We start from the raw sequence: 16,721 nt of genomic DNA, 5'->3' as shown, positions 1-16,721 counted from the left end.
TCATCTGACGCTGGTGGACGAGGGATTGCAATCCGCCGGTTTCGTACACATGGAATCGGCATGAGTTGTTCGCGCGGTGATCGCGGAGTTCCCGATGACCCTTCCCAACACGCGTGACAGGAAACGGATCGGCCCCGCGCGCAGCGGCGAACCGCCGAACTCGCGGGCCTTGGCGCACAGCGCCGCCGCATCGAAATAGTTCGCCGTGAAGAACGCCGCTCGTCCCGCCGCCAGATAGACCCGCGCCAGCCTCGCCTCGGCAATGCCGCGATTAAGCTTTTTCGCCCCCAACGGCGAGCGATAAAACCGCTCCAGCATCCGTGCCTTCACAGCGACATTTCGACTCATGTCTGATTTGCTCAATCGCCCGTCGTGCAATCGTCGCAGCGCCAGCGGCTCGGGGATCAGCCCGAACCGCTGCGCCGCCGACACGCGCAGCCACAGATCGTAGTCCTCGCAAACCGGCAGCGATTCCTCAAACCCGCCCGCGTCGATGAGCAGCGCGCGGTCGCACACGACGGTCGGCACGTGCACGAAACTCTTACAGAACAACCGCTCGGTGATGTCGCCCTCGAAGCAATCCTTCGTGCGGCCGCGAACCGGCTGCCGCCGCGCGTCGATCGGGCTCATCGGACCGTACCAGATGCGCGGGACGCCGGGCGTCGCCAGCGCCGCCATGAAGCGCTCAAGCTTGGTCGGCAGCCACAGGTCGTCGCTATCGAGGAAGGCAACCATCGGGGCGCGTGCCTCGGCCATGCCGCGATTGCGCGCCGTGCCCGGTCCGGCGTGTGGCTGGCGAATCACGCGCGGGCGCGTGGAGTGATCCCGGACTCGTCCGGCGATGTCCTCCGTGGAACCGTCGTCGATGACAATGACTTCGTAGTTGGTAAAAGTTTGTGCGGCGACGCTGTCCAGCGCCTCGACGAGGAGGTCCGCCCGTTCAAAGGTCGGTATGATGACGCTGACGGCGGGCGTGGACATCGCGGCGCTGGGTTTCCGAATGGTTCGCAGGACCGCGAGGCGTGGCCCCGAACCTCCGCATTCTTGCGCGAAGCGTGAAGCAGGTCAAGCAAGCGGCTTCGACCAGCGCGATGCGTGGCCGCGGTCGTGCCCGCCTGTTACCATTTGAGCCGTGGTCGCCTTCCTCCCGCGGAACAGCAAGCCGCAGGTGGAGCGATCAAGGCGATGTGAGAGTTTCCCATGGTCACGATGAATGAAATCAAGCCGAACGATCGCGTGCGCATCACGCAGACCATCCGCACGCGCGAAGGCGCGTGGCAGACCCAGATCGAGGGCACGGTGCAGGCCGTGCGCGACAAGCCGACCGGCTCGTGGTTCGCGCACGGCAAGCACGACAAGCTCTGGCTTCATCGCCTCCGTCTCAAGCGGGACGACGGCGAGCTGATCGAATTGGTCGTGGACAACGACACCCAGGTGACGAAACTCTAACCGCCCAGTTTCTCCGGCGGCGTGCTTTGCTCCCACGAGCGCGTTCGCGTCGGCGGCCGCGTCGAGAATCCTGCCACATTCAAGTCACAACGCGGTACCACGGCGATGCAATACGGGCTGGCCATCGCGACTGGCGCGCCCGGCGGCGGCGTCTGCACAGTCGTCTTCACGCGCAGCCTGCCCCCCTCGCGCCAGACGCGATCAATCGTCACGAGATACTGGTCCGACGTGACGCGCCCCAGCGTCACCACGAGCAGCATCTGCGACGCGAAGTCCACCGGCACATCGACGATCGGCATCTGGGCCAGCGTCGGCGCATCACGAATCACGACCTGCATCGCCTGCGTCTCGTGCGAATGGGTGCCCGTCACGAGATCGAGAATCGGCAGCTCCTCGCCATCCCGCGGCATCACGCCGTACTGATGGCGCGGCTCATGGCAGCCTGACGCCGCGATCAGCCAGACCACACCCAGGATGATCGATAAGGCGCCCCGTCGTTTCCGGAATGGTGCCGGTCGAATTCGCATGGTGTATGGATGCTAAGCGGCCGGTTATCGCGCCTCAACTCGCGCCCGCGTTGACCCGCTCCACCGTGGCAAGTTACCATAATCGGGTGAGAACCTCCTTCTCATGGTCGATGGCCGTGTTCGTCGTGGTGCTCGCCGCGCACGCGACCGCGTTCCAGAGCGCGCCGACCGCGCCGCGATCGCGCGCCGCGCCGCCGATCATACAAACGCCGGCTTCCGCGAAAGAATCGGCCAACCTGCGGCAACAGGCCCGCACCGCCCTGCGCGAGAAACGCTACGATCGTGCCGAGGCCCTGCTCAAGGCCGGTCTGCGCATTCGCCTTCAAGCCGAGCGCGAAGCGTGGCAGCTCTTTGAATGCGAACTGGCGCTGGCGCGCGATCAGGCTGCCCGCGCAGGTCTGACGGCCATGCGGTTAGTGATCCTGACGCCGGACAGCGCGAATGTGGGCGCGGCGCTCTATTGGGCGGCCAAGGCGTATGAAGCGCTCACGCGCCCGGCGAAGGCCGAGGAGCTTTACCGCGAATGCGTCGCGCACCCGTCCACGCCGAAAAACCTGCGCGACGCCGCGACGAAGCGCCTCGATGCCATCTCGCGTTCTTCAACGACGCAAGCGACGACATCGAGTTCATCGCCGCGCGCGGGGGCCAGCCAGCCATGACCCCGCGCCCGACCATTTACCTCGAGACGATGGGCTGCCAGATGAACGTGCTGGACAGCGAGCTGGTCTTCGGCTCGCTCCGCGCGACCGGCTACGAGCCGACCGGCGATCTCCACCGCGCCGACGTGGTGATCATCAACACCTGCTCGGTGCGTCAACACGCGGAGGACAAAGTCTGGTCGCGCCTGGGTCAGCTCAAACGCAGCCGCGGGCGAAACCCCGATCAGATCGTCGCCGTCATCGGCTGCATGGCCGAGCGCGACGGCGAGCGCCTGCTCGAGCGCGCGCCGATGGTGGACATCCTCTGCGGCCCATCGGAGTTGCACCGTTTGCCGGCTTTGATAGCCGACGTGCAAACGCGGCGCAAGCGCGCCGTGGCGCTCTCGGGCCGATTGCGTGATCTTTCGACGCCGGTCCATACGCTGGCGCAGCACGACGATCTCGAAGCGCTGGATTCGGGCCGTGCGCTGGGTCTGGAGCCGCACGTCGCCATGCCGCGCGTCGTCGGCCGGCACCAGGCCTATGTGCGCATCACGCGCGGGTGCAACAAGTACTGCACCTTCTGCGTCGTTCCGTACACGCGCGGGCCGGAGGTCCATCGACCGGCCGATCAGATCGTGGACGAGGTGCGCCGCCTCGCCGCGGCAGGTGTCATGGAAGTGACGCTCCTGGGGCAGACGGTCAATCATTATCACCACATCGACGACGCCGGGCGCGAGACCTCGTTCGCGGCCCTGCTGCGGCGCGTGCACGACGAGGTGCCCGAACTGCCGCGGCTGCGATTCGTCACCAGCTACCCGCGCGATTTCACCGACGAAGCCCTCCAGGTCATGGCCGAGTCGCCACGCATCTGCCGCTACCTGCACGTCCCCGCGCAGAGCGGCAGCAACCCCGTGCTGAAGCGCATGAACCGCGGCTACACCGTTGAGCAGTATCTCGCCTTCATCGACCGCGCCCGGGCGGCCATGCCCGATGTCTGCATCTCCGGCGACATGATCGTCGGCTTCTCCGGCGAGACCGAGGCCGATTTCGCCGCCAGCCTCGATCTGCTTCGACGTTGCAAGTATAAAAATTGCTACATATTCAAGTACTCGACGCGACCGGGCACGACGGCCCACGACCGCCTGCCCGACGACGTGCCCGAAGCCGTCAAACGCCGCCGAAATAACGACATGCTCGCCGTACAGGCCGACATCAGCCTCGCCAACCATCGCGCCATGATCGACCGCGTCGTCGACGTACTCGTCGAAGGCCCCAGCAAACGCGCCATTCAGGCGCAGGAATCCGAGCAGGACCGAGGCCGCGAAATCGCCGCGCACGATGACCGCCGCGCCGTTTTCGCTGGCCAGCTCGTCGGGCGAACTTCCGGCGATCAGATTGTCGTCTTCAGCGGCCGCGCCGAGCTGATCGGTCGCATCGTGCCGGTGCGCGTCACGGCCGTCACCCCGCACACGATGCACGGCGATCTCGCCGAAGCGGCGGAAACCGCAGATCGCATCGGTGCGGCCGGCACCCCGCCGGCCTCGCGTCGATCGCTCAACGTGCTGCCGTCGAGTTGCGCGAACTAAGTGGAGCCGCGGAATGATTCATCGGGTGTGGCACCCGCCGCGGCGGGTGAATCACAGGCGAGACGCCGGTGCCACAGATGGATGCTCATCGCGGCTTCACTTAGAATTGTCTGGAGGGAGGTTTGAACCCATGGCGGGACCGGTCAGCATTCACCAGTTGCTGGGCGCGATGAAGACCACCGGTGCATCGGACCTGCACCTCAAGGCCGGTCTGCCGCCAACCTATCGCGTCGGCGGGCATCTCCGCGCCGTCAAGATGCCGCCCATGACCGGCGAGGAGATCGACGCCTGCTTGACGCCGATCATCCCTCCCACGCGCCGGTCGTACTACGACGAACATGGCGATCTGGACTTTTCCTGCGATCTTCCCGATGGCGACCGGTTCCGCGTCAACATTTTTCGCGCAGGCACGAAGATGAACGCCGCCATTCGGCGCGTGAACTCCGTCATTCCCAGTTACGAACAGCTTCACCTGCCGCCGATCTACGGGCAGCTCATCGACCGCTCCAACGACGGCATCATCATCGTCGCGGGCGTCACCGGCTCGGGAAAGAGCACGACGCTCGCCGCCATGATCGAACACATCAACTCCACGCGATCCGAAAACATTGTCACGATCGAAGACCCGGTCGAGTTCGTCTTCAAGCCCAAGAAGTCGATCATCTCCCAGCGCGAAATCGGAATCGACATCTCCAACTACGGCGAGGGATTGAAGTACATCGTGCGACAGGACCCCGACACGATCTTCATCGGTGAAATGCGCGACAAATTCACCATGACCGCCGCCCTCCAGGCCGCCGAAACCGGCCACCTCGTCTTCGGCAGCCTTCACAGCGCCGATGCGATGCAGGCGTTCTCGCGCATCCTCGAATTTTTCCCTCGCGCCGAGCACGAATTCGTCCGCGGCGCGCTGGCCAACGCCCTGCGCGGCATCTGCGTGCAGCGGCTGCTGCCCGGCACCACCGAAGGCGCGCTCGTCCCCGCCACCGAGGTGTTGCTCAACACCTCCACCTGCAAGGACATCATTCGCAAAGAGCAGGATCAGGACATCCCCGCGCTCATCGCCGGCAGCGAGAAGGAAGGCATGCATTCCTTCACCAGTTCGCTCGCCCGGCTCGTGCAGTCCGAGCTGGTTTACATGGACGTGGCGATGCAGTACGCCCCGAACCCCGACGCTTTGGCCAGCACGCTCCGCGGTATCAAGACAACCGCCTCCACCATGATCAGCCGGACGCGATGACGCCGTCCGGATCCGGTTCCGCCCGCAGCACGCGACCCAGGTGCAGGCGATAGGCGACCGGCGCCGGCAGATCGGCGCGCTCCACGAACCCCATCGGCGCATCGCGCCCCAGGATGTACACCTCGCGCCCCGCGACGCGTGCCTTCAGCACCGAGTGAATCTGTTCTTCCACATTGAACTGCGCCGCGATTCGAACGTCCTCCACCGGTGCGGTGCTCGACACCCGCGACACGATCCGCCGCGCATCGTCCACGGCGTCGTACTCCTCCGATGTCCCCGATTCATGCTGCCCGACGCCCATCACCAGCATGAACCGCGTGCCAAGATGCAGGCTGAACGCATCGTCGACGGGCAAGCCATAGGCCGGGTAGTAATTCGGTTCCGTCTCCCCGACGACCACGTACATGCGCGGATCGCCCCCCGCCGCCGCGCGCGCCGTCGCAAACGGAAAAATCGCCACGGCCCCCTCGCCCTCCAGCGGTGATCGCGGGAATACCGTCGGCGATTCCAGTGTGCTGGGCGCGTCGTTCGGCCATTGCGTGCGAAGGTACGCCAGCGCGAACTCGCGCCAGGCATCGAGGTTGCCTGCGTCCGGCGGTTGCTGCGGTCGGTTCATAGCCGTCCCATCATAACAAATCGCCCCACGAAGCAATCTCTCCTGATCCCGATATACTTCACGGTGCCGCGGCGCGAGCATGAATGCTCGCGCCGGCCACCGCGACCCGATGGAGGGAGCAATCGACTTGGCACCGACATGACCGACGCGTCGTCATCACCTCAATCCTCCGGACCCCGCCGACTGATCTGTCCGCAATGCAAGGCTCGCTACGTCCCCACACGCAACGTCGTCGGCCGGCGCATCAAGTGCCGACACTGCGGGCACGTCTGGCGTGATACATCCAAGACAATTCAGGAAATTACCGGTGCCCTCGAACAGGCCGCCGCGCCCTGGCAGCAGATCGGCTCCACCGTCCTGAACGCCGCGGATCACGCCTCGACCGTCGCGGGACTCGTCAGGGACCTCCTCCCGACGCCCCAGGCGCCGCCTGGCGAGTGGGTCGGACGCACGCTCGGAAAATACCGCATCAAATCCGTACTCGGCCAGGGAGCCATGGGCAATGTCTACGAAGCCGTCGATCCGACCCTCGACCGCGTCGTGGCAATCAAGATGCTGCCACGCCGCATGGAGACCACGCGCGAATCGATCGGCCTGCGAATGTTCCTTCAGGAAGCGCGCATCGCCGCCAAGCTGCAACACCCCAACATCGTCACCATTCACGAAGTCGATCAACAGGACGGACTGTACTACTTCGTGATGGAACACGTGCAGGGCGTCACGCTCGGCCACCTGGTCGAGTCCGCCGGACCGTTGCCGGCCAATCAGGCGATCTACATCATCGCGCACGCCGCCCGCGCTCTCGCCGCCGGCCACGCGCTCGGCGTTGTCCATCGTGACGTGAAACCCGGAAACATCATGATCGACCGGCGCGGCCAGGTAAAAGTCACCGACTTCGGACTGGCCGATCTCTCCACCGTTGAAGGCGTTGCCGAACTTTCGGAGAAAGCCCTCGGGACACCGGGATGGATCAGCCCCGAAGTCGCGCGCGGCGAAAAGGCGACACCCGCCAGCGACATCTACGGTCTGGGGCTCGTCGCCTATTACGCGCTCACCAAGCAACGGCTCGTTCGCGCTGCCACGCGCAGCGCCATGGTCCGTATGCAGGCCAAGGCGAAGAGCATTCGCGCCGCCGACCTGCCCCCCGGTTGGCCGCCACGCCTGCGCGATGCGATCGTGCAGTGTCTTCAGGCCGATCCGGCCGATCGCTATCAGTCCGCCGACGCCCTCGCAGCGGACTTGCTCCGCGCGCTGGCTCCTAGCGGTCAGGACATCACCCTGCTGCTTGACGCCGCCCAATCCACGCACTCACGACGCTGGTTGTCGCGCGAAGCGATCTTCGCCGTCGCCGGTGCTGCGGCCACCGCGCTTTTCATCGCGTTTCTCTGGTGGCTGCTTTACTGATCTGCGTCACCGTGGCGTTTTCCGCCACCGCGCGATACCATTGCGCGCCTTGTACATCGCCAAAGCCTTGCACAACTCATCCACGCCATGACCGACCCGGCAACCGCAAATTCGTCGTCTCCCAAAACCCGCGTTCTCGTCACGGGCGGCGCGGGATTCCTCGGCATCAATCTGATCCGCTACCTGCTCGAACGCGGCTACGAAATCACGTCGCTTGACTTCGCCCCGTTTGACTATCCCGACGCCCTGCCGCGCATCCGCGAGGTCCGCGGCGATATTCGCAATCTTTCGGACGTGCGCGAGGCCATCGCGGGCTGCACGCTCGTCGTCCACTGCGCCGCCGCCCTGCCGCTCTACTCCAGGCAGGACATTTTCACGACCGACATCGACGGCACGCGCAACGTCATGCAGGCCGCGTTGGACGCCGGCGTCGATCGCGCCGTGCACATCTCTTCCACCGCTGTATACGGCATCCCGGATCACCACCCGCTGCGCGAAGACGACCGTCAATACGGCGTCGGCCCCTACGGCGAGGCGAAAGTCAAAGCCGAACAGGTCTGCCTCGAATTCCGCGCAAAGGGGCTTTGTATCCCCATCATCCGCCCCAAGTCCTTCATCGGTCCCGAGCGGCTCGGCGTCTTCGCCCTGTTTTATGACTGGGCCAAGGACGGCCGCGGCTTCCCGATGATCGGAAACGGCAAGAACCGCTACCAGTTGCTCGACGTGGAGGACTTGTGCGACGCGATTCATCTGTGCCTCACGCTCGACAAACAACGCGTGAACGACGTGTTCAACATCGGCGCGAAAGAGTTCACGACCATGGGTGAGGATTATCAGGCCGTGCTGGACGCCGCCGGATTCGGCAAGAAGATTCGCGGTTTCCCAGCCGCGCCGATGATCTGGACGCTGCGCGTGCTCGAATTGCTCCGGTTGTCGCCCCTGTACAAATGGGTGTACGAGACGGCCTCTAAAGATTCTTTTGTCTCAATCGAAAAAGCCGAGCGTGTCCTGGGGTTCAAGCCCAGGTACTCCAACAAGGACGCCCTCGTGAGAAACTACCGCTGGTACCTCGCCAACCTTCACAAGTTCCAGGGCGCCAGCGGCGTCAGCCATCGCGTCCCGTGGAAACAGGGAATCCTCAAGCTCGCCAAGGCGTTCTTTTGATTCCACGCATCGCCTGCACAGCTTATGGGGTAACTTTCGGGGGGACGGCTTCAAATAAATGACGCTTGACCGCGAAGTAAGAGTGTCCGGATTCCGTTGTGTTGAGTGGCGGCCCCGTTCGGCCGACCGGTGGAGCATCGCTAAAACTTGGAACTAGCTGAAGTTACAGGTCATGAGGAATCCCGCCGACCCGGGCTGGCCGACGCCCCGCTGGTTTTTGCTGCGCCCGCGGCGCTCTTCCGCCGGGTCGAGGACACCGCGACGTACGCATGGACGCTTGCCGTCCTGCTTATCTTCGTGACCCTCGTCGGCTACCTGCGCGTGCAGACCGGGCTGGTCGATCGCGTCGTGGATCAGCAGACCGAGCGCGAGCTGGCCGTCCTGGAATCGGCGCAGCGCGATCTGGTGGACCGCGTCGCCCTGCGCGATGAGATGGACAGCGTCCGCAAGAATGGCGAGTTCATGAAGCTCGTCGGTCGATTGAAAGCCATCGTCGCGACCCCGGTCTCGCTGCTCGTTTCGATCCTGTTCGTCTCGTCGATGCTCTTCGCCACCGTCGCCCTGACGGGTCGCAAACCGGAGTATCACACGCTGATGAACATCTGCGTCTTCGCCGGGTTCATCGATCTCGCGGGGGAAGTGCTGCAACTGCTGATGATGCTGGCCTATCGCACGACCCAGGTGGGCACCTCGCTGGACATGCTGCTCCCGGCGGGCAAGGCGCCGTACCTGGCCGGGATCGATCCAATGGTCATCTGGTATTGGATTGTTGTCTATATTGGTGTTACCGCAACGCAACAGCTTTCGCGCCGAGCGGCCCTTGCGGCCTGCATCACCTTGTTCGTGCTGGGCGCGGCCTTGCGGACGGCCGGCGCGATGATGACGGCCTGATCGGAAGAAAGGTTATTCCATGAGGAAATACGCAACGCTTCTGGTCATCGTCGGCGTGGTCGGCGGCGTCTTCGCACTGGGCAGCTTCCGCCGCGGCGCCGATGACAAACCGCTGATCAACGTCGCCGAGGAGATTCCGTTGACCGTGTTCGCGACGCGGCCGGTCAAGCAGGACATCACGCGCCTCGTGCAGGCACCGGGCGACGTGGAAGCGACGCTGGAAGTGGAAGTCAGCTCCGAGATCGTCGCGAAGATCGAAGAGATGCCCGTGGAAGAAGGAACGGTCGTCAAGAAGGGCGACCTGCTCTGCCGGCTGAAGGAAGACCTGCTCCGGGCCGAGGTGCAATCGTGCGAAGCGCGCATCGCCCGGCTCCAGGCGGCGATGATCGACTCCGAAGCCGAACTGGAGAAAGCCGAGCGCGACTACCGCTGGCAATTGCGGCTGGCCGAGGCCGAGGCCACCAGCGACAAGGAGCGGCATGACTACAGCACGATCCTGAAAAAGACCCGTGCGCTCTGCGAAATGCGCAAACAGGAAATGCTCGAAGCCCAGGCCGCCCTGAAGCGCGTGAAAGACGATCTGGATCGCACCGTGATCCGCTCGCCGATCGATGGCGTCGTCTCGCGGCTGGACGCGAAGATCGGCGAAGTCGTCGTCACCGGCACGATGAACAACCCGGGCACGGTCATCATGACCATCAGCGATCTGTCGCGCATGCAGGTCCGAGCGCGCGTCGACGAAGTGGACGTGCCGCTTGTCAAGGAGGGGCAAAAGGCCCGCGTCTATCTTCAGGCCGATCAGGAGAACCCCGTGCCGGCCAGAGTCCTGCGCGTCGCCGCGAAGAGCACCAAGCAGCAAGGCCGGGACGTGGTCACCTTCGAGACGATTTGCGAGATTCTCTCGAACGACCAGCGCATCCGCCCCGGCATGACGGCCAACGTCGAGATCGAAGTTGACCACAAAGCCGACGCGATCACGATTCCTGTCGAGGCCATCGTCCACCGCATGCGGAAGGAACTTCCGCCCGAACTCGTGAAGGAGTACGACGCCAAGCAGGCCAAGACGGATCTCTCCGACCGCGCGCGGGCCGCCCAGTACTTGAAAGTGGTATACGTTCTCGACGGCGAACTGGCCCGCGTCCGCTTCGTCGAGCCGGGCATCGCCGACACGCGACGCGTCGAACTGGTCGCCGGCATCAAACCGACTGACGTGGTGATCACCGGGCCCTATCGCAGCCTCGACCAACTCAAGGAAGGCCGCAAGGTCTCGCTTCCGGAGGAGGAGAAAAAGAAGCTCGCCGAATCGGAACCGTTGCCGGAAACCAAGACACACGTAGCAGACAAGGACGACAAGACCTCTTCCGAACAAAGCGCGTCGGCCGCCGCCGCCCGGCAGGGTTGATGCCCTTGCGGCGCGGCGCATGCATCCGGGATCCCAGCGAATGGAATCACTTCAACTGAACGACCCCAGCGCCTTGATCGAGCTGCGCGACCTTGAAAAGGTCTACCGCGTCGGCACCGAGCTGGTCCACGCCCTGCGCGGCGTCACGCTCACCATCGGCGAAAATGAGTACGTCGCCATCATGGGGCCAAGCGGCTCGGGCAAAAGCACCCTGATGAATATCCTCGGCTGCCTCGACATCCCCACGCGCGGCAATTACTTCCTCAACGGCCGCGACGTCTCGCGCCTCTCCCAGTCCGGCCTCGCGCGCATCCGCGGTCGACAGATCGGCTTCGTCTTCCAGAATTTCGAGCTGCTGCCGCGCACCACCGCCCTGAAGAACGTGCAGCTCCCGCTCATGTACGCCATGGTCCCCCGGCGGCGGCAACGCGCCATGGACGCCCTGCGGCTCGTCGGCCTCGAAGACCGCGCCAAGCATCGGCCCAATCAGCTCTCCGGCGGCCAGAAGCAACGCGTCGCCATCGCTCGCGCCCTTGCCCAGCAGCCCGACATCATTCTCGCAGACGAACCCACCGGAAACCTCGACACCGTCACCGGCGACGAAATCATGGCCATCTTTGACCGACTCTACCTGGCCGGGCAGACCATCATCATCGTCACCCACGAAGCCGACATCGCCGCGCGATGCAAACGCATCATCACGCTCCGCGATGGCTTGATTGCTTCCGATCAACAGACCGGCCGCGTTATCGACTCATGCTCCGCGCATTTCCATTCCGGCGCCGCGGCGAGGGCATGACCATGTCGCACCATCCACCGCATGCGCCGCCATCCGGCCCGCACGTGCGCGACGCGTCAGAAGCGCCGCACCGGTCACGCCTCGTCCGGGCCACGCTGCTGGCAGGAGCGTTCGTGAACCGCTCCTTGCAGGGCGTCCTCACCGCGCTCACACAAATCTGGGCGAACAAAGGCCGCAGCCTCCTGACCACGCTCGGCATCATCATCGCCGTCACCGCCATCATCGTGGTGGTCACCTTCGTCCAGGGATTCGGCGATTACATGACCAGCATGTTGCGCGGCTACGGCACCCAATACATGATCGTCAGTCCCGACGTGCGTTGGGAACAGCGAATCACCGGAACCAACCAGGTCCGCCTCACACTCGATGACGTCAACGCTGTTCGCGTCAATTGCGAAGACCTGAAACGCCTCACACCATTCCTCTACGGCGAAGTCGGCGTCTCCTGCGGCAAGGCCGAAGTCACCGGCATCCCACTGCGCGGGGTCACACAGGATTACCAGGTCATTCGAAACTACTACGTCGATCGCGGCCGTTTCTTCGGGCCGATCGACGTCGACCGCGCCAGTGACGTATGCGTCGTCGGGCGAAACGTCCTCAAGCGACTCGACCTCGATGAGAGCATCGAAGGCGGCAGCATCAAAATCGCCGATCGCCGCTTCCGCGTCGTCGGCATCCTCGAAGCCAAGGGCAGCTTCATGGGCGACGATCAGGATCTCACCGTCATGATCCCGTACTCAACCATGCTCGACATGTTTCCCGAACAGCGCGATCTCATTCGCTTTCTCGCCGAGGCCAGCGGCGAAGACAAAATCGACGCCGTCGAGGCACAGATCAAGCGCATTCTCCGTCAGCGCCACCGCCTGCGACCCGGCCAGCCAGACGATTTCGAGATCGAGCGCCAGGATCAGGCCCTGCGCGAGTTCACCAAGATCCGCAACATCACCTCCGCCGTCCTCGCAGGCATCGTCAGCATTTCACTCCTCGTCGGCGGAATCGGCATCATGAACGTCATGCTCGTCTCCGTCACCGAGCGCACGCGCGAGATCGGCCTGCGCAAGAGCGTCGGCGGCCGCCGCCGCGACATCCTCCTGCAATTCCTCATCGAGGCCGTCGTGCTTAGCACCATCGGCGGCGCGGTCGGCATCGCCATCGGCTACGGCATCGCGTTCATCGCCGGCATGCACCCAAGCATGGTCGATCTATCCGTGCCGCTCTGGTCCGTCGCGCTGGCCCTGGTCTTCTCCGCCGGCGCGGGGATTCTTTTCGGCATCATCCCCGCGTTCAAAGCCGCCATCCTTCACCCCATTGATGCGTTGAGGCACGAGTAAGCGCATGACGACCCTCCACGCCCGGCCTTCGACCCTCGCACCGACCCGCCGGTCCGCCGCAGATCAGGCCGGTCTGCTGGATCGCCTCGGCGCTTCCGGTGAACGCCATTGGCAGAACCTCCTCACCGCTCTCGCCCAGATCTGGGCCAACAAGGCCCGCGCTTTTCTTACCACGCTCGGCATCATCATCGCCGTCACCAGCACCATCACCGTCGTCTCCATGGTGCAGGGCTTCGGCGACTACATGACCAGTACGCTCCGCAACTTCGGCACCAACATGATGTTTGTCTTTCCCTACGACCCCCACGCCGAACGCGGCATGTTTATGGGCCGGGTTCTGCTCGATGTCGGCGACGTGCGCGAAGTCGCCATGCGCTGCGATAAGGTTCGCCGCATCTCGCCGCTCGTCTTCTCCGCCGCGACCGTCGAGTACGGCCGCCGCCGTCTAACCGATGTCAAAATGCGCGGCGCGACGGAGGAGTTTCAGTCGATCCGCCGTTTCTACACCGACGCCGGGCGGTTCTTCAGCCCGCTCGAGGTCGATCACGGGCAATACGTCTGCGTCCTCGGACGCGACGTGCTCAAGCGGCTGGAGTGCGACGAACGCATCGTCGGCGATCACATCTTCCTCAACAGCATGCGCTTCCGTGTCGTCGGCCTGCTCGAACTCAAAGGCTCCATGTTCGGCGACAAGCAGGACGACCTCATTCTCATCCCGTTCACCACGGCCCTGAAGCTCTCGCCGCTCTCCAAGTATTTCATGCCGTTCACCCTCGAATGCACCGACGAGAAAGACGTCGAGGAATGTTCGTTGCAGGTCACACGCGTGCTGCGAGAACGGCACGGGCTTGGCCCCGGCGAACCCAATGACTTTCTCATCTTCCGGCAGGATGAGTTTCTGCGAGACTTTGAACGCGTTCGGCTCATCGCCACCAGCGTCCTTGCGGGCATCGTCGGTATCTCACTCATCGTGGGCGGCATCGGCGTCATGAACGTCATGCTGGTCTCGGTCACCGAACGCACGCGCGAGATCGGCCTGCGCAAGAGCGTCGGCGCGCGGCGGCGCGACATCCTCGCGCAATTCCTCACCGAGGCCGTCGTCCTCGCCACCGTCGGCGGCGCGATCGGCGTCGCCCTGGGTTACTCCATTTGTCTAATTGCGACGCGCCACCCGCTGATGGTCGAGGTCGTCGTCCCCTGGTGGGCCGTCGCCCTCGCCCTGGGCTTTTCCGCCTTGGTCGGCGTCGTCTTCGGAATCATCCCCGCCTTCAAGGCCGCAATCCTCCACCCCATCGATGCCCTGCGGCATGAATAACGCGACCGGCCGCGCCAGCTACTTGAGCTTGATCGCGAAATGGTGTGACGTGATATCCATCCGCATCGCGAGATAAAACCGGTGCGCCGCGAACCGCTGCACGCCGCTGTCCAGATGCAACGCGTCGCACTCGTTTCGCCGGGCTTCCTCCACCAGCCAGTTGAACAGCGCCTCCCCATAGCCCTTCGACCGCGCCGCCGCCGCCGTCACGAGATCATCCACATACAGATGCCGACCCCACGACAGATTTTCACCGATTCGATAGCCCGCCACACTCACCACGCGGCCCGCCGCCTCCAGCCGCGCCAGCCGATAACCGCTTGCCGCCTGACGATGCACCCGCGCGACGAACTCGGTCTCGTTCACATGCGGCCGAAGCTCCGCCATCACCGGCCAGCATGCAGCGATCTCGTCATCATGCTTCGCGACCGAGATGTGCCAGTCCAGCGGCAATCCTGCCGCGGCGTCGCGCTCATCCGCCCGACTGCCGCCGCTCGACAGGGCGGGGTCCGTCCCGCGTCCCTTCTCTTCGTCGTCACGAATCAAACGCAGCCGGGGGGGCGAGGCATCACGCGGTACGGAGGCACGATGAATCGCCAGCAGCCGCTCGTAATCCTCCGGCGTGTCCACGTCGATCGGCTTCGGGCACAACCCGATCGGCAGCTCGCGGACGTCGGCCCCCGGCCTCTCCCACAGTTCCTCCAGCACGCGGGGCCGATCCCAGCAGAACACTTCCAGCATGCGCGAAAACGGCACGATGACCGGGTAGCTCCGCACGCCGTGATACGTCGCCACGAGCATCCTCGGCTGCTTGGCCATTCGATACATCTCGGCGCACATCGACACCGTCACGGACGTGATCTCCGGCATGTCGCCGAGCATCACGACGATGCCGTCGTCGTCTTGCAGGTGATAACGCGTCTTGACTTTGGACAGGCCCAGCTTCACGGATGTGATCACGTTGCTGTCCGCATCGTGATTCAACGCCACAGCCACGTCCGGCGGAACGGCATCCCGCAGCAGTGCCTCGATCTCCGGCGTCGTCACGATCACCGCGCCGTCCAGCGGCGAATCAAACACCGCGTCCAGCACGGCCTCCAGGATCGTCCCTCCGCCGTATTCCAGAAGCAGCTTCGGCCGACCCATGCGTCGGCTCGGCCCCGCCGCCAAGACCAGTGCGAAGATACGCCGCCGGTTCATTTGCGAATCTTGAACGTCGCCCGGTCGTGAGTCTGTTCCGATGCTTCGAAGGCAAGCCCCCCGGCTTTCAACTCCTCGATGCGCGTCACCAGCCGCTCGAGGTCGTACGACCAATCCACCTCGACCTGGCAAACGTTGTTCACCAGCTCGCGCAGCTTCACGTCCTGCACACCGTCCACCTCGCGCAGCGCCGCTTCAAACAGCTTGAACTCCTTGCGCGTACAATTCTCCAGCGTGATCTGACAGATGCGCCGCACCTGCTGCCGCTTGCGCCACGACTCGCCCACGTCCCGCAGGATCGCCCCCGCCTGCTCCTCGGCGCACTTGCGCAGGGCCTCATCGCCGCCCGCGTTCGAGTTCACCGTGCTGTGCGACGCCGTGTAGCTGTTTGCCATCAGCATTTGCGCCGAGTCGGCGTGGTACGCACGCACGTTGATCGTCGCCGTCCATTTGTACAGCGTGCGCCCCCCCAGTTGCGTCGTGCCGGCACGCCGCGCCTCCGCGTTGCCCCGCACGGCGACATCCGCCTTGAAGCTCGCTGCCATCGCCGCCAGTTTCCCCACGTCGTCGTTCATCGCCGCCAGCGTAAGGTCCCGCCCGCGCGCCTCTTCCCCAGCCCCGCGATCCATCAACTGAACGCCCTTGTTCAGGAAAAAGCTCTCGATCACCGATTGCGACACCCCGTTGGCCTTCGCCGGACGATCGTCGTCCACGTCGTTGTCTTCAATGAACACAACGATGCACCGCGGGTTGCCCTCGGCCTCGATCGTGTGCGCCAGCCGCGTCCACTCGCTCTCGAAACTCTCCGTCGAGACGACCGCGCGCACCTCACAGATGCTCGTTCCCGCCTCCACCCGGCGCGACAGCACGTCAAACTCCGTCACGTAGCCCGCGGCCGAGGCCATCACCTTATCATAGACAGAAGTATAATTCTGCGCCCGGCTCTGCGAGTTGATAAACGTCCCGCAGGCCTGCTCCACCGCGCGGCGCAGCGCATCCTGCTTCGCCTGCTCCATCGCGCTGGCGCTTGTGCCCGCTGCGCGCCCCTCGATTGTGATGGTCTTCGTCGACGGCGGAATCGCCAGCGCCCCCGACGCCGCATACGCCCATCCCGCCACCGCAAGAATCACGACTCGCGCCGCTCGCATACTCGGTT

The 16,721-nt window shown here is 64.4% G+C and carries 16 protein-coding genes; 11 read left to right on the top strand and 5 right to left on the bottom strand.

All coding sequences use genetic code 11. The features are described 5' to 3' along the window. A complete protein-coding gene (locus HRU71_13960; GenBank protein ID QOJ04528.1) occupies window positions 1-981 on the bottom strand; it encodes a glycosyltransferase in 981 nt (326 codons plus the stop codon). A 219-nt stretch (window positions 982-1,200) separates the two neighbouring features. Here HRU71_13960 and HRU71_13955 point away from each other — a divergent pair, with 219 nt between their 5' ends. Continuing rightward, window positions 1,201-1,449: a hypothetical protein gene (locus tag HRU71_13955; GenBank protein ID QOJ04527.1), complete on the top strand. Its 249-nt coding sequence runs from the start codon at window positions 1,201-1,203 to the stop codon at window positions 1,447-1,449. Here HRU71_13955 and HRU71_13950 read toward each other — a convergent pair. Beyond that, window positions 1,446-1,916 carry a protease complex subunit PrcB family protein gene (locus tag HRU71_13950; protein ID QOJ04526.1) on the bottom strand — a complete coding sequence of 157 codons (471 nt, stop codon included), beginning with the start codon at window positions 1,914-1,916 and terminating at the stop codon, window positions 1,446-1,448. The two genes, HRU71_13955 and HRU71_13950, sit on opposite strands and share 4 nt — an antisense overlap. Before the next feature lie 38 nt (window positions 1,917-1,954). Between HRU71_13950 and HRU71_13945 the strand changes: the two genes are divergently transcribed. The 3 genes from HRU71_13945 (at window position 1,955) to HRU71_13935 (ending at window position 5,443) form a co-directional block, all read left to right on the top strand. Beyond that, window positions 1,955-2,635 (top strand): hypothetical protein, encoded by a 681-nt coding sequence (locus HRU71_13945; GenBank protein ID QOJ04525.1) that lies wholly within the window; start codon window positions 1,955-1,957, stop codon window positions 2,633-2,635. Continuing rightward, window positions 2,632-4,203, top strand: a complete 1,572-nt coding sequence (gene miaB, locus HRU71_13940; protein ID QOJ04524.1) for a tRNA (N6-isopentenyl adenosine(37)-C2)-methylthiotransferase MiaB — start codon at window positions 2,632-2,634, stop codon at window positions 4,201-4,203. The genes HRU71_13945 and miaB overlap by 4 nt, the downstream gene beginning before the upstream one ends. Window positions 4,204-4,333: 130 nt before the next feature. Then, window positions 4,334-5,443, top strand: a complete 1,110-nt coding sequence (locus HRU71_13935) for a PilT/PilU family type 4a pilus ATPase (GenBank protein QOJ04523.1) — start codon at window positions 4,334-4,336, stop codon at window positions 5,441-5,443. On the opposite strand, the gene HRU71_13930 is transcribed toward HRU71_13935, so the two are convergent. Continuing rightward, the gene (locus HRU71_13930) at window positions 5,427-6,059 is read right to left on the bottom strand and encodes a hypothetical protein (protein ID QOJ04522.1); all 633 of its coding nucleotides are present in this window, start codon (window positions 6,057-6,059) and stop codon (window positions 5,427-5,429) included. The two genes, HRU71_13935 and HRU71_13930, sit on opposite strands and share 17 nt — an antisense overlap. A gap of 138 nt (window positions 6,060-6,197) precedes the next feature. Here HRU71_13930 and HRU71_13925 point away from each other — a divergent pair, with 138 nt between their 5' ends. The 7 genes from HRU71_13925 (at window position 6,198) to HRU71_13895 (ending at window position 14,365) form a co-directional block, all read left to right on the top strand. Then, a complete protein-coding gene (locus HRU71_13925) occupies window positions 6,198-7,463 on the top strand; it encodes a protein kinase (GenBank protein QOJ04521.1) in 1,266 nt (421 codons plus the stop codon). Window positions 7,464-7,550: 87 nt separating this feature from the next. Further along, on the top strand, window positions 7,551-8,627 hold the full coding sequence (locus HRU71_13920) for an NAD-dependent epimerase/dehydratase family protein (protein QOJ04520.1): 1,077 nt from the start codon (window positions 7,551-7,553) through the stop codon (window positions 8,625-8,627). Window positions 8,628-8,774: 147 nt separating this feature from the next. Next, window positions 8,775-9,518, top strand: coding sequence for a YIP1 family protein (locus tag HRU71_13915; GenBank protein ID QOJ04519.1), 744 nt, complete (start codon window positions 8,775-8,777; stop codon window positions 9,516-9,518). Between the two features lie 19 nt (window positions 9,519-9,537). Next, window positions 9,538-10,920 (top strand): efflux RND transporter periplasmic adaptor subunit, encoded by a 1,383-nt coding sequence (locus HRU71_13910; GenBank protein ID QOJ04518.1) that lies wholly within the window; start codon window positions 9,538-9,540, stop codon window positions 10,918-10,920. Between the two features lie 73 nt (window positions 10,921-10,993). Then, the gene (locus tag HRU71_13905; GenBank protein QOJ05019.1) at window positions 10,994-11,719 is read left to right on the top strand and encodes an ABC transporter ATP-binding protein; all 726 of its coding nucleotides are present in this window, start codon (window positions 10,994-10,996) and stop codon (window positions 11,717-11,719) included. 2 nt (window positions 11,720-11,721) lie between these two features. Next, complete coding sequence (locus HRU71_13900) at window positions 11,722-13,050, top strand: ABC transporter permease (GenBank protein ID QOJ04517.1); 1,329 nt, start codon at window positions 11,722-11,724, stop codon at window positions 13,048-13,050. A gap of 4 nt (window positions 13,051-13,054) precedes the next feature. Beyond that, window positions 13,055-14,365, top strand: coding sequence for an ABC transporter permease (locus tag HRU71_13895; protein ID QOJ04516.1), 1,311 nt, complete (start codon window positions 13,055-13,057; stop codon window positions 14,363-14,365). 18 nt (window positions 14,366-14,383) lie between these two features. On the opposite strand, the gene HRU71_13890 is transcribed toward HRU71_13895, so the two are convergent. Together HRU71_13890 and HRU71_13885 are read right to left on the bottom strand one after the other, a co-directional pair. Further along, entirely contained in the window at window positions 14,384-15,565 is a 1,182-nt protein-coding gene (locus tag HRU71_13890; protein ID QOJ04515.1) for a GNAT family N-acetyltransferase, read from the bottom strand. Continuing rightward, on the bottom strand, window positions 15,562-16,713 hold the full coding sequence (locus HRU71_13885; GenBank protein ID QOJ04514.1) for a hypothetical protein: 1,152 nt from the start codon (window positions 16,711-16,713) through the stop codon (window positions 15,562-15,564). The genes HRU71_13890 and HRU71_13885 overlap by 4 nt, the downstream gene beginning before the upstream one ends. Window positions 16,714-16,721: the final 8 nt, after the last annotated feature.

Source organism: Planctomycetia bacterium (assembly GCA_015200345.1).
Taxonomy (GTDB): Bacteria; Planctomycetota; Phycisphaerae; order UBA1845; family UTPLA1; genus PLA3.
Note: the sequence above shows the minus strand (reverse complement) of the source record. Positions and strands in the feature narration are given on the sequence as shown.